We start from the raw sequence: 12,963 nt of genomic DNA, 5'->3' as shown, positions 1-12,963 counted from the left end.
GGGGCGCGCCGCCCGCGCGTGCGCCGTCGCCGCCCCGCGGGCCGCCGCGCCGCGCGTCGCCGTTCCCGCCGCGGCGTGCGTCGCCCGCCCCGTCGCGGGGCGTGCGCCCGCGCCCTCCGTCGCCGGAGCGGCGTCCGTCCTTCGAGCTCATGCGTGTCCTTCGTCCGTCGGTCCGTGCGTGACGTCGTGCGTCACGCCGGGTGTCGTGGCGGTCGGCGCCGGTGCGCCGTCCGCGTCGTCAGCCGCGACGTCGGGAGCGTCCGTCGGCGCCGCGACGCCCGTCGGCCGCGCGGGAGCGCGCAGGTCGGCGAGCCCGTCGAGGCCCTCGAGGTCGTCCATGTCCGGCAGGTGCGGCGCGAGCGGGGGGAGCTCGTCGAGCGACGTGAAGCCCATGCGCTCGAGGAAGTACCCCGTGGTGCCGAAGAGGCCGGCGCCGGTGTGCGGGTCCTGTCCGACCTCGGCCACGAGCCCGCGCGCCACGAGCGTGCGCACCACGCCGTCCACGTTGACCCCTCGTACCGCCGACACCTGGCCGCGGCTGACCGGTTGACGGTACGCGATCACGGCCAGAGTCTCCAACGCCGCCTGCGTGAGCCGGGCCGTCTGGCCGCCCTGCACGAACCGGCCCACGACCTCGGCGTGCGCGGGCGCGGAGTACACACGCCACCCGCCGCCCGCCGCGCGCAGCTCGAACCCGCGGGGCCGACCGCCGTCGTCGCCGCGGTACTCGGCCGCGAGGTCGTGCAGCGCGTCCAGCACCTCGTCGACCGGGACCGCGAGCGCCGCCGCGAGCTCGACCGGCGGGATCGGCTCGTCCGCGACCATGAGCACGGCCTCGAGCGCGGACCGCAGACCGCCCGGGAGGTCGTGCACGGCGGGCGGGCGGGCGTCGTCCGTGGCCGGGTCGTCGTCGGGCTGCGTCACGCGGGGACCTCCTGGTCGGTGGTGGCGAGGGCGTCCGTCGGGTCGGGCTCGTCGCCCTCGTCGAACTCGCTGCCGACGTCGGCGAGCGGCCGCTCGGCCGCGTCGTCGTCGCCCGACCACCGCACGGTGAGCTCGCCGAGCGGCGTCACCTGGTCGAACGCGACGAGCGCCTGGCGGAACAGCTCGAGGAGCGCGAGGAACCGCGCGACGACCACGGCCGTCTCCCCCGCGTCGGCGACGAGGGCGCGGAACGTCGTCGTACCGTGGCTGCGCACGCGGTCGACGACGATCCCCGCCTGCTCGCGCACGCTGACGGCGGGGGCGTGCAGGTGGTCGAGCGAGACGCCGGGCGGCGGCGCCTTGGGGGCGAGCGCGCGGGCCGCGAGCACGGCGAGCTGGTCCGGCCCCATGGTCCATACGAGCTCGGGCAGCAGCGCGGCGAGGTGCGGCTCGAGCTGCACGACGCGTGGGAACAGGCGCCCGGCGCTCTCGAACCGCTCGGCGAGCAGGCCCGACACGTCCTTGTACGCGCGGTACTGCAGCAGCCTCGCGAAGAGCAGGTCGCGGGCCTCCAGGAGCGCCAGGTCCTCGTCGTCCTCGACGCTGCCCGTCGGCAGCAGCCGGGCCGCCTTGAGGTCGAGCAGCGTCGCGGCGACGACGAGGAACTCGCTCGCGGTGCCGAGGTCCCAGCCGGGGTGGTCCTCCCCCGCGGCCCGCGCGACGGCGGCGGCGCGCTCGGCCGCGCGGATGTGCGCGATGAAGTCGTCCGTCACGCGCGCGAGCGCGACCTCGGTGATGTCGAGCTTGTGCTTCGTGATGAGCGACAGCAGCAGGTCGAAGGGCCCGCTGAAGTTGTCGAGCCGGACCTCGAACCCGGCCCGCGCGGGCGGCTCCGTCGGTGGTGGCGGCTCAGGCGGCGTCGCCACGGGCGACCAGCTCCCGGGCGAGCTGCCGGTACGCGACGGCGCCCGGGTGGTTCGGCGCGTACACGGTGATGGGCTCGGCCGCGACGGACGCGTCCGGGAACTTCACCGTGCGCCCGATCACGGTGTGGAGCAGCTTGTCGCCGAACGCCTCGTGCACGCGCGCGACGACCTCGCGCGAGTGCAGCGTCCGCGAGTCGAACATCGTGGCGAGGATGCCGTCGACGTCGAGGCGCGGGTTGAGCCGGTCACGCACCTTCTCGATCGTCTCGACGAGCAGCGCGACGCCGCGCAGCGCGAAGAACTCGCACTCGAGCGGGATGAGCACACCGTGCGCGGCGGTGAGCGCGTTCACGGTGAGCAGGCCGAGCGAGGGCTGGCAGTCGACGAGGATCACGTCGTAGTCGTCCACGACCGGGCGCAGGACGCGCGACAGGACGGACTCGCGCGCGACCTCGCCCACGAGCTGCACCTCGGCGGCCGAGAGGTCGATGTTCGCGGGCAGCAGGTCGAGGTTCTCGACGTCGGTGCTCACGAGCACGTCGTGGATGTCCGCGCCGCGCTCCATGAGCAGGTTGTAGACCGTGCGGTCGAGCTCGTGCGGGTTGACGCCGAGGCCGACGGACGCGGCGCCCTGCGGGTCGAAGTCGACGAGCAGGACCTTGCGCCCGTACTCGGCGAGCGCGGCGCCCAGGTTGATGGTCGTCGTCGTCTTGCCGACGCCGCCCTTCTGGTTGCACATGGCGATGATGCGGCCCGGGCCGTGCGCGGCGAGCGAGGCCGGGACGGGGAACTCTGGCAGGGTGCGGCCGACGACGTCGACGCGCGGCTCGGCGGCGGCACGGTCCGCGGGCTGCTCGACGGGGCGGTCGGCGGGAGGCGCCGCGTCCCCCTCGGCGGAGGTCTGCGGGACGACCGGACGGACGGCGTCGCCGTGCGAGCCGTGCGCGCCGCGCGTCTCGGGCTGGGTCTCGGCCTGGCTGCTCACGTCCGCCACGGTATCGCAGGACCTCGCCCGGGCCGGTGCGTACGCGCCCGCGCGCCGCGTTCCGGGGCGACGTGGCGCGGCGGTACTCGCGGCGGTGCTGCGGCGGTGCCGGGGGCGCTATGGCCCCGTCGCGGCGCGGGATCAGCCCAGCGCGCGGGGGTGCGCGGCCGCGTAGACCTCGCGCAGCGTGTCGGGCGTCACGAGCGTGTAGATCTGGGTCGTGGTGACCGACGCGTGGCCCAGCAGCTCCTGCACGACGCGCACGTCCGCGCCGCCGGCGAGCAGGTGGGTCGCGAACGAGTGCCGCAGCGTGTGCGGCGAGATGCGTTCGGGGTGCTCGATCCCGGCGCGCTCGGCCGCGGTGCGCAGCACGGCCCACGCGCTCTGCCGGGACAGGCGCGCGCCGCGCGTGTTGAGGAACACCGCGGGCGTCCCCCGCCCGTTCGCGGCGAGCGCGGCGCGCCCGCGCACGAGGTAGGCGTCGAGGGCGCGGCGCGCGAACGACCCGACGGGCACCACGCGCTCCTTGCCGCCCTTGCCCAGGAGGCGCACGGCGCCGCTGTCGAGGTCCAGGTCGTCGACGTCGAGGCTCACCGCCTCGGTGATGCGCGCGCCGGTCGAGTACACGAGCTCCAGGAGCGCGCGGTCCCGCAGGGGGCCGGGCCCGTCCCCGGCGCCGGACGCCTCGAGGATGCGCGCGACCTCGTCGGTCGAGATGGCCTTCGGCAGCCGCCTGCCCTGGGCGGGCGGGCGGACGTCGGCCGACGCGTCGGCATCGGCCAGGCCCTCGGCCGCGCAGAAGCGGTGCCAGCCGCGCACGGCCGCCACCGACCGGGCGGTCGACGACGGCGACAGGGGCGCGCCGCCGTCGGCCCCGGTGCGCAGCGCGGTGACGTAGTCGGCGACGTCGTCCGCCTCGACGTCGCGCACGGCGTGGTTCCCGCGCGACGCGAGGAACGCGACGTAGCGCGCGAGGTCGCGGCGGTAGGCCGCGACCGTGTTGGCGGACAGCCCGCGCTCGACGGCGAGGTGCGCCAGGTACTCGCGCGCGGCGCGGTCCAGCGCCTCGGGCACGTGGGCCTCGCCGGGGCTCATGGCGTCACTGCCCGCCCGGGACGACCGGGCTCACAGCGGCAGGAAGACGTCGACCGCCACCGCGACGAAGAGCAGGGTCAGGTACGTGATCGACGAGTGGAAGACCTTCATCTCCCCCACCTTGCCGCCCTTGCCGTCGGCCTTGTCGCGCGCCCGGCGCAGCATCGTCACGCACGACGACAGGAACCAGGCGCCCAGGGCCGTGGCGACGACGCCGTAGACCCAGGTCATCCCGGCGAGTGGCCACAGCGCGAGCGACGAGGCGACCATCGCGACGCCGTAGAGGATCATCTCGCGCGCGACCCGGCTGTCGTCCGCGACGACGGGGAGCATCGGGACGCCCGCGTTCGCGTAGTCGCGCTTGAACTTCATCGACAGCGGCCAGTAGTGCGGCGGGGTCCAGAAGAAGATGACGAGGAACAGCGCGAGCGCCGCCCAGCTCAGCGAGCCCGTGACTGCCGACCAGCCGATGAGCACCGGCATGCAGCCCGCGATGCCGCCCCACACGATGTTCTGCGGGGTGCGGCGCTTGAGGATCATCGTGTAGCCGACGACGTAGATCGCGATCGCCGCGAACGTCAGCCACGCGGAGACGACGTTGACCAGCAGCGCGAACCAGACCAGCGACACCACGCCGAGGACGGTCGCGAACACGAGCGCCGCGCGCGGGGTGATCTCGCCCGTGACGAGCGGGCGCCGCTTGGTGCGGTTCATGACCTCGTCGATGTCGCGGTCGAGGTAGCAGTTGTAGACGTTCGCGGAGGCCGCGGCGAGCGTGCCGCCGACGAGCGTCGCGAGGATGAGGCCCAGCCCGGGCAGCCCGCCCTGCGCCAGGAACATCGTCGGGACCGTCGTGACGAGGAGGAGCTCGATGATGCGCGGCTTGGTGAGGGCGACGTAGGCGCCGACCCGCTCGCGCAGCGCGCGGGTCGCGCCGGCGACCTCGGCCGTCGGGGCGACGGAGGTCGCGGGGGCCGTCGGAGAGGACGGCTGCTGGGTCGACGCGGCGCTCGACGGGCTTCCGGTCCCGTCGATCGGTGCCTGGCTCGTGGTGTGCACGCGCTTCGGTGTTCCGTTCTGAGGTGGGGGGCGAGCTGGGACGGACCGCCGGTCGTCCTCGCTCATCGTACGTCCCCGCCTGCGCGGGGGCCGACCGGACGGGCCGGGCGATTGTGTGACATCCGACCGAAATCCAGCACGTGGGCACCGCCCGGCCGGGAACGGCGCACGCGTATAGGCTGGTGCCCGCGACCGTCCCGCGTCGGACCGCCCGCCACGGACGTGGCCTCCGGGCCGCGCGACGGGCACCGGGCCGCCCCGCCCCCTGAGGCGCGAGGCCGGGAAATGTTCAACGGTTGCTTCGAGTTGTCGCGAGGATCCGGGGCGCGCGCTCCGGACGGGAATGAGGTTCGGTGAACGCGTTGTCCCCTGCTCACACGCCCCTGGACTGGACGGACCTGGACGACCGGGCCGTCAAGACGATCAAGGCGCTCGCCGCCGACGCCGTGGAGAAGGTGGGCAACGGCCACCCGGGCACCGCGATCTCGCTGGCCCCCGCCGCGTACCTGCTGTTCCAGAAGGTCATGCGCCACGACCCGTCCGACGACCACTGGGTCGGTCGTGACCGGTTCGTGCTCTCCGCGGGCCACTCGTCGCTGACGATCTACCTCCAGCTCTTCCTCGCCGGGTACGGCCTGGAGATGGAGGACATCGAGGCGCTGCGCACGTGGGGCTCCAAGACCCCCGGCCACCCCGAGTACAAGCACACCCGCGGCGTCGAGATCACGACCGGCCCGCTCGGCCAGGGCCTCGCGTCGTCGGTCGGCATGGCGTTCGCGGCGCGCCGCGAGCGCGGCCTGCTCGACCCGTCGACCACGCCGGGCGAGTCGCCGTTCGACCACCACGTGTACGTCATCGCCTCCGACGGCGACCTGCAGGAGGGCGTGACGAGCGAGGCCTCCTCGCTCGCGGGCCACCAGCAGCTCGGCAACCTCGTCGTGATCTGGGACGACAACAAGATCTCGATCGAGGACGACACGGACATCGCGTTCACCGAGGACGTCCTCGCGCGCTACGCCGCGTACGGCTGGCACACCCAGCGCGTCGACTGGACCGACGGGGGCACCGGTTACGCGGAGGACGTCGACGCGCTGCACGCCGCGATCGAGGCCGCCAAGGCCGAGACGGGCAAGCCGTCGATCATCGCGCTGCGCACGATCATCGGGTACCCGTCGCCCACGAAGCAGAACACCGGCGGCATCCACGGCTCCGCCATGGGCGCCGACGAGATCAAGGGCCTCAAGGTCGAGCTCGGCCTCGACCCCGAGGCGAGCTTCGCGATCGACGACGAGGTGCTCGCGTACACGCGCGCCGTCGGCGAGCGCCAGGCCGACGCCCGCGCCGCCTGGGACCGGGCGTTCGAGGCGTGGATGACGGCGAACCCGTCCGGCGCGGAGCTGCTCGACCGCCTCTCGCGCCGCGAGCTCCCGGCCGGCTGGGAGGACGCGCTGCCCACCTTCGAGGCGGGCAAGGCCGTCGCGACGCGCTCCGCGTCCGGCAAGGTCCTCACCGCGCTCAAGGACGTGCTGCCCGAGCTCTGGGGCGGCTCCGCCGACCTCGCGGGCTCGAACAACACGACGATGGACGGCGAGCCGTCGTTCGTGCCGGCCGAGCACGCGACGAAGAAGTTCCCGGGCCACGAGTACGGCCGCACGCTGCACTTCGGCATCCGCGAGCACGCCATGGGCGCGATCCTCAACGGCATCGTCCTGCACGGCGGGACGCGCGCCTACGGCGGCACGTTCCTCCAGTTCAGCGACTACATGCGTCCCGCCGTCCGGCTGGCCGCCCTCATGGAGATCCCGACGACGTTCGTGTGGACGCACGACTCGATCGGCCTCGGCGAGGACGGCCCGACGCACCAGCCCGTCGAGCACCTCGCGGCGCTGCGCGCGATCCCGGGCCTCGACGTCGTGCGCCCGGCCGACGCGAACGAGACCGCGTGGGCCTGGCGCACCGTGCTCGAGAACACCGAGCGCCCGGCGGGCCTCATCCTCACGCGCCAGAACGTGCCGACGTTCCCGCGCGGGACCGACGGCTACGCCGACGCGTCCGGCACGGCGCGCGGCGGCTACGTGCTGCTCGACACCGAGGGCACGCCGGACGTCATCCTCATCGGCACCGGCTCCGAGGTGCAGCTCGCCGTCGAGGCGCGCGAGATCCTCGCGGCCGAGGGCGTGCAGGCGCGCGTCGTGTCGCTGCCGAGCCGCGAGTGGTTCGACGGCCAGGACGACGCCTACCGCGAGTCGGTCCTGCCGCCCGCCGTCCGCGCGCGCGTCTCGGTCGAGGCGGGCGTCGCGCAGGGCTGGCGCGAGCTCGTCGGCGACGCCGGCCGCTCCGTGAGCCTCGAGCACTACGGCGCGTCCGCGGACTACCAGGTGCTGTACCGCGAGTTCGGCATCACGTCCGAGGCCGTCGCGACGGCGGCGCGCGAGTCGATCGCCGCGGCGCGCGGCGGCGACGCCCCGGGCGCCGAGCCCACTCCCTCGGAGGGCGGCACTGGCGACCTGCGCTGACCCTTCGTAGATTCCGAGGTGGGGCCGTGCACGCGGCCCCACCTCGGGACACCCCGGACGACCGCCACGAGCGGCGACCCGGGCGCACGTCCGCAGCGAGAGCACCACGAGAGGAAGTCCGATGACGCAGCCCACCACCGTCCCCGGCCCCATCGAGCAGCTCACGGGAGCGGGCGTGTCGATCTGGCTCGACGACCTCTCCCGAGAACGGCTGCGCACCGGCAACCTCGCCGAGCTGGTGGCGACGCGCGGCGTCGTCGGCGTGACCACGAACCCCACGATCTTCGCGTCGGCGCTCGCGAAGGGCGACGCCTACGACGCCCAGCTCGCCGACCTCGCGGCCGCGGGCACCGACGACGCGGCCGTGGAGGCCGCCGTCGAGCGCATCACGACCGACGACGTGCGCGCCGCCGCCGACCTACTGCGCCCCGTCTACGACGCCACCGACGGCGTCGACGGGCGCGTCTCGATCGAGGTCGACCCGCGCCTCGCCCACGACGCCGACGCGACGGTCGTCACGGCGGAGCGCCTGTGGCGCACGATCGACCGCCCGAACGTCTACATCAAGATCCCGGCGACGGTCGCGGGCCTCGACGCGATCACGCGCACGCTCGCGCAGGGCATCAGCGTCAACGTGACCCTCATCTTCTCCCTCGCGCGCTACCGCGCGGTCATGGAGGCGTTCGCGATCGGGCTGGAGCAGGCGCGCGCCGACGGCGTCGACCTTGCGCCCGTGGGCTCCGTCGCCTCGTTCTTCGTCTCGCGCGTCGACACCGCGGTGGACGCCGCGCTCGAGAAGGTCGGGACGCCCGAGGCGCTCGACCTGCGCGGGCAGACCGCCGTCGCGAACGCGCGCCTCGCGTTCGAGGCCTACGAGGAGTTCCGCCAGACGGATCGCTGGCGCTCGCTCGTCGCGTCCGGCGCGCAGCCCCAGCGTCCCCTGTGGGCCTCGACGGGCGTGAAGAACCCCGAGTACCGCGACACGATGTACGTCGACGAGCTCGTCACGGACGGCGTCGTGAACACCATGCCCGAGGCGACGCTCCAGGCGTTCGCGGACCACGGCGTCGTCACGGGCGACACGGTCACCGGCACGGCGACCGCGTCGCGGCGCACGATCGAGACCGTCGAGTCGTTCGGCGTCTCCCTCGTCGAGGTCACCGACCGCCTCGAGGCCGAGGGCGTGCGCAAGTTCGAGGACAGCTGGACCGAGCTCCTCGCCACGACGCGCGACAACCTCCGCCGCCTCGCCTCCTCCTGACCTCCGGCGCGCGGCCGGCGTCCCGGCCGCGCGTCCGACCTGCGGGAACGGCGGCGCACCCCGTCGCGACGCCCCTATGATCCGCAGACGCCCAAGCCCTTCTGCAGTCCTCCGACCCCTCCCCGAACGGAACGGTGCCACCAGGTGAGACCGGCCAAGATCACGCCAGAGCACAACCCTCTGCGCGACCCCCTCGACCTGCGCCTGCCCCGGATCGCGGGCCCGTGCGGGCTCGTCATCTTCGGCGTCACGGGCGACCTCGCCCGCAAGAAGCTCATGCCCGCCGTCTACGACCTCGCCAACCGCGGCCTGCTCCCCCCGGGCTTCGCGCTCACGGGCTTCGCGCGCCGCGACTGGGAGGACCAGGACTTCGCGCAGGTCGTGCACGACGCCGTCAAGGAGCACGCGCGCACGCCGTTCCGCGAGGCGACGTGGCGCCAGCTCTCCGAGGGCATCCGGTTCGTCCAGGGCTCGTTCGACGACGACGAGGCGTTCGAGCGCCTGCGCGAGACGGTCGAGACGCTCGACGCCGAGCGCGGCACGGGCGGCAACCACGCGTTCTACCTGTCGGTCCCGCCGAGCGCGTTCCCCGTCGTGTGCCGCCAGCTCGCCGAGTCGGGGCTGTCCCGCTCGGCGGAGGACGCGTGGCGCCGCGTGGTCATCGAGAAGCCGTTCGGCCACGACCTCGCGAGCGCGCGCGAGCTCGACGCCGTCGTGTCGGAGGTCTTCCCGCCCGACTCGGTCTTCCGCATCGACCACTACCTCGGCAAGGAGACGGTCCAGAACCTCCTGGCCCTGCGCTTCGCCAACCAGATGTTCGAGCCCATCTGGAACGCGAACTACGTCGACCACGTGCAGATCACGATGGCCGAGGACATCGGCATCGGCGGCCGTGCCGGCTACTACGACGGCATCGGCGCGGCGCGCGACGTCATCCAGAACCACCTGCTCCAGCTGCTCGCGCTCGTCGCGATGGAGGAGCCGGTGTCGTTCGACGCGCCCTCCCTGCGGGCCGAGAAGATCAAGGCGCTCTCCGCCGTGCGGCTGCCGCGCGAGCTGTCCCGGCACACCGCCCGCGGGCAGTACGCCGCCGGCTGGCAGGGCGGCGAGGAGGTCATCGGCTTCCTCGAGGAGGACGGCATCCCCGACACCTCCACCACGGAGACGTACGCCGCGGTCCGCGTCGACATCGACAACCGCCGCTGGGCGGGCGTCCCGTTCTACCTGCGCACGGGCAAGCGCCTGGGGCGTCGCGTGACCGAGGTCGCCGTCGTGTTCAAGAAGGCCCCGCACCTGCCGTTCGAGAGCTCGCAGGCGTCGGACCTCGGGAACAACGCGCTCGTGATCCGCGTCCAGCCGGACGAGGGCGTGACGATGCGCTTCGGCGCCAAGGTCCCGGGCACCGCGATGGAGGTCCGCGACGTGACGATGGACTTCGGCTACGGGCACGCGTTCACGGAGTCGTCGCCGGAGGCGTACGAGCGCCTCATCCTCGACGTCCTGCTCGGCGACCCGCCGCTGTTCCCCACCCGCGAGGAGGTCGAGCTCTCCTGGAAGATCCTCGACCCGATCACCGCGCACTGGGCCGCGAAGGGCAAGCCCGAGCCGTACCGGTCGGGCACGTGGGGGCCGGAGTCCGCCGACGCGATGCTCGCGCGCGACGGCCGCGCCTGGCGGCGCCCGTGACCGCGCCGGCGCCCGCCGAGCGGGCCGCGCGCACCCGAGAGACCCCCCGACCCCGTCGTGCGCCGGTACGCGGCACGACCCTCCGACCGGCGAGGACCCCGCGATGATCATCGACCTGCCCGACACGACGACGAACGCGGTGAACAAGCGCCTCGTGCGCCTGCGCGACGAGGGCGGCGCGATCGCGCTCGGCCGCGTCCTCACGCTCGTCGTCATCGCGCGCGAGTCCGACGTCGAGACGTCGATCGAGGCCGCGAACGACGCGAGCCGCGAGCACCCGTGCCGCGTCATCGTCGTCGCGCCGTCCGGCCGCAGCGCGACGCCGCACCTCGACGCGCAGATCCGCGTCGGCGGCGACGCCGGCGCGTCCGAGGTGGTCGTGCTCCGCACCGCCGGGCCGCTGCTCGAGCACGCGGACACGCTCGTCATGCCGCTCCTGCTGCCCGACGCGCCCATCGTCGTCTGGTGGCCGGGCCAGCCGCCCGCGTCCCCCGACGACGACCCGGTCGGCGCCATGGCGCAGCGGCGCATCACCGACTCGATCACGGCGAAGGACCCCGAGGCCACGCTCGCGCAGCTCGCGCAGACGTACGGCCCGGGCGACTCCGACCTCGCGTGGGCCCGGGTGACGCTGTGGCGCGGCCTCATCGCCGCGGCGCTCGACCAGCCGCCCTACGAGCCGGTGACGAGCGTCGTCGTCGAGGGTCAGGCGAAGCACACGTCGCTCGACCTGCTCGCCGCCTGGCTGGGCTCGCGCCTGCGCTGCCCCGCCCAGGTGGTGCGACGGCGCGGCGCCGAGGCGATCACGCGCGTGACCCTCGAGCGCAAGAGCGGGCCGATCGTCCTCGACCGCCCCGACGGCCGTACCGTGACGATCAGCCAGCCGGGCAAGCCCGACCGCCGCGTCGCGCTGCCCATCCGGACGCTCAGCGAGGCCCTCATCGAGGAGCTGCGCCGCCTGGACCCCGACGAGATCTACGGCGAGGTGCTCACCAAGGGCCTGCAGAAGGTGGGCGCGTGACCGCCGCGGGGCCGGGCACCCCGGCGCGCCTCGTCGTCGTGCACCCCGACGCCGGCGTGCTCGCCGAGGCGGTGGCGTCGCGGCTCGTGACCCGCCTGCTCGACGTGCAGTCGGTCCGTCGCCCCGTGCACGTCGTGCTGACGGGCGGGACCGTCGGGATCGCGAGCCTGGCCGCGCTCGCGCGCCACCCGGCGCGCGACGCCGTCGACTGGTCGGGTGTGCACGTGTGGTGGGGCGACGAGCGCTTCCTCGCGTCGGGCGACGGCGAGCGCAACGAGACGCAGGCACGCGAGGCGCTGCTCGACCACCTGCCGCACCTCCCGCCCGAGAACGTGCACCCGATGCCGGCCGCGGACGCGGCCGCGACCCCCGAGGAGTCGGCGACCGCGTACGCGGCGACGCTCGCGGAGCACGCGCCGGACGGCGAGCAGGTCCCGGCCTTCGACGTCCTGCTGCTCGGCATGGGCCCCGACGGCCACGTCGCGTCGCTCTTCCCCGACCACCCCGGGCTCGACGTCACGGGCACCCCGACGGCGGGCGTCCACGGCTCCCCCAAGCCGCCGCCCGAGCGCGTCACGCTGACGTTCGAGGCGATCGCGCGGGCCCGTCAGGTGTGGGTCGTCGCGGCGGGTGCCGAGAAGGCGCCCGCGGTCGCGTCGGCGCTCGCCGGCGCGCCGGCGCGCGAGACCCCGGCCGCCGCGGTCGCGGGGACGGAGGCCACGCTGTGGCTCGTCGACGTCGCCGCGGCCGGCACCGGGAACCCGACCGAGACGGACGAGGGTCGCGCGTGACGACCGGCGGCGAGCACCCGGCGGATCCCGCGGCCACGTGGGACGCCGTCGACGCGTACTTCGCGCCCCTGGTGGCCGAGGACGACGTGCTCGCCGCCGCGTCGGCGCGCGCCCGGGACGCCGGGCTCCCCGAGATCCAGGTCTCCCCCGCCCAGGGCCGGCTGCTGCAGCTCCTCGCGCTCGCGTCGGGCGCGCGGCGCATCCTCGAGGTCGGCACCCTGGGCGGCTACTCGACGATCTGGCTCGCCCGGGCCCTTCCCGCCGACGGCACGCTCGTCACGTGCGAGATCGACCCGGCCCACGCCGCCGTCGCGCGCGAGTCCCTGGCCGCGGCCGGGCTCTCCGGAACGGTGGACGTCGTCGTCGGACCGGCCGCGGACATGCTGCGAGGGCTCGTCGCGGACGGCGCCGCGCCGTTCGACCTCGTGTTCGTCGACGCCGACAAGCCCTCGAACCCGGTCTACCTCGACCTCGCGCTGCGGCTCTCGCGCCCCGGGACACTCCTCGTCGTGGACAACACCGTCCGCGGCGGGGCCGTCGCGGACGCGGCGAGCACCGACCCGAACGTGCTCGGCGTGCGGGAGATGGCGGATCGCGTCGTCGCGGACCCGCGCCTCGACGCCACGGCCGTGCAGACCGTCGGGTCCAAGGGCTACGACGGCTTCGTGCTCGCGCGCGTGCGCGGCTGAGCCGCTACCC

11 protein-coding genes are annotated in these 12,963 nt (G+C 74.6%); 6 read left to right on the top strand and 5 right to left on the bottom strand.

The window, feature by feature from the left end; genetic code table 11:
• Positions 1–147: 147 nt before the first annotated feature.
• The 5 genes from ACI769_RS13060 to ACI769_RS13040 all read right to left on the bottom strand — a co-directional run bounded on the left by ACI769_RS13060 (position 148) and on the right by ACI769_RS13040 (position 4,989).
• Positions 148–924 (bottom strand): SMC-Scp complex subunit ScpB, encoded by a 777-nt coding sequence (locus tag ACI769_RS13060; RefSeq protein ID WP_409141712.1) that lies wholly within the window; start codon positions 922–924, stop codon positions 148–150.
• Positions 921–1,850: a segregation and condensation protein A gene (locus tag ACI769_RS13055; protein ID WP_409141711.1), complete on the bottom strand. Its 930-nt coding sequence runs from the start codon at positions 1,848–1,850 to the stop codon at positions 921–923. The genes ACI769_RS13060 and ACI769_RS13055 overlap by 4 nt, the downstream gene beginning before the upstream one ends.
• Entirely contained in the window at positions 1,834–2,649 is an 816-nt protein-coding gene (locus tag ACI769_RS13050; protein ID WP_051028084.1) for a ParA family protein, read from the bottom strand. Before ACI769_RS13050 ends, ACI769_RS13055 begins: the two co-directional genes overlap by 17 nt.
• Before the next feature lie 327 nt (positions 2,650–2,976).
• Positions 2,977–3,930 carry a site-specific tyrosine recombinase XerD gene (gene xerD / locus ACI769_RS13045; RefSeq protein ID WP_074806651.1) on the bottom strand — a complete coding sequence of 318 codons (954 nt, stop codon included), beginning with the start codon at positions 3,928–3,930 and terminating at the stop codon, positions 2,977–2,979.
• 30 nt (positions 3,931–3,960) lie between these two features.
• The gene (locus ACI769_RS13040) at positions 3,961–4,989 is read right to left on the bottom strand and encodes a heme o synthase (protein ID WP_409141710.1); all 1,029 of its coding nucleotides are present in this window, start codon (positions 4,987–4,989) and stop codon (positions 3,961–3,963) included.
• A gap of 353 nt (positions 4,990–5,342) precedes the next feature.
• On the opposite strand from ACI769_RS13040, the gene tkt reads away from it, so the two are divergent.
• The 6 genes from tkt (at position 5,343) to ACI769_RS13010 (ending at position 12,953) form a co-directional block, all read left to right on the top strand.
• Positions 5,343–7,505 carry a transketolase gene (gene tkt / locus ACI769_RS13035; RefSeq protein ID WP_409141709.1) on the top strand — a complete coding sequence of 721 codons (2,163 nt, stop codon included), beginning with the start codon at positions 5,343–5,345 and terminating at the stop codon, positions 7,503–7,505.
• 121 nt (positions 7,506–7,626) lie between these two features.
• Positions 7,627–8,766, top strand: coding sequence for a transaldolase (gene tal / locus ACI769_RS13030; RefSeq protein ID WP_034655764.1), 1,140 nt, complete (start codon positions 7,627–7,629; stop codon positions 8,764–8,766).
• Positions 8,767–8,910: 144 nt separating this feature from the next.
• Positions 8,911–10,452 (top strand): glucose-6-phosphate dehydrogenase, encoded by a 1,542-nt coding sequence (zwf, locus tag ACI769_RS13025; RefSeq protein WP_085387885.1) that lies wholly within the window; start codon positions 8,911–8,913, stop codon positions 10,450–10,452.
• A gap of 103 nt (positions 10,453–10,555) precedes the next feature.
• On the top strand, positions 10,556–11,473 hold the full coding sequence (gene opcA / locus ACI769_RS13020) for a glucose-6-phosphate dehydrogenase assembly protein OpcA (RefSeq protein WP_034655766.1): 918 nt from the start codon (positions 10,556–10,558) through the stop codon (positions 11,471–11,473).
• Entirely contained in the window at positions 11,470–12,264 is a 795-nt protein-coding gene (gene pgl, locus ACI769_RS13015) for a 6-phosphogluconolactonase (RefSeq protein WP_043654043.1), read from the top strand. The genes opcA and pgl overlap by 4 nt, the downstream gene beginning before the upstream one ends.
• On the top strand, positions 12,261–12,953 hold the full coding sequence (locus ACI769_RS13010) for an O-methyltransferase (protein ID WP_409141708.1): 693 nt from the start codon (positions 12,261–12,263) through the stop codon (positions 12,951–12,953). Before pgl ends, ACI769_RS13010 begins: the two co-directional genes overlap by 4 nt.
• The last annotated feature ends 10 nt before the right edge of the window (positions 12,954–12,963 follow it).

The sequence above is a fragment of the Cellulosimicrobium sp. RS genome (assembly GCF_046159675.1).
GTDB lineage: Bacteria > Actinomycetota > Actinomycetes > Actinomycetales > Cellulomonadaceae > Cellulosimicrobium > Cellulosimicrobium funkei.
This window is presented reverse-complemented; position numbering and strand designations above follow the sequence as displayed.

What these genes read in the sequence shown, in the direction of transcription:
- xerD (WP_074806651.1), bottom strand. Translation starts at nt 3,930, where the DNA reads ATGAGCCCCGGCGAGGCCCACGTGCCCGAGGCGCTGGACCGCGCCGCG.
- tal (WP_034655764.1), top strand. Translation starts at nt 7,627, where the DNA reads ATGACGCAGCCCACCACCGTCCCCGGCCCCATCGAGCAGCTCACGGGA.
- opcA (WP_034655766.1), top strand. Translation starts at nt 10,556, where the DNA reads ATGATCATCGACCTGCCCGACACGACGACGAACGCGGTGAACAAGCGC.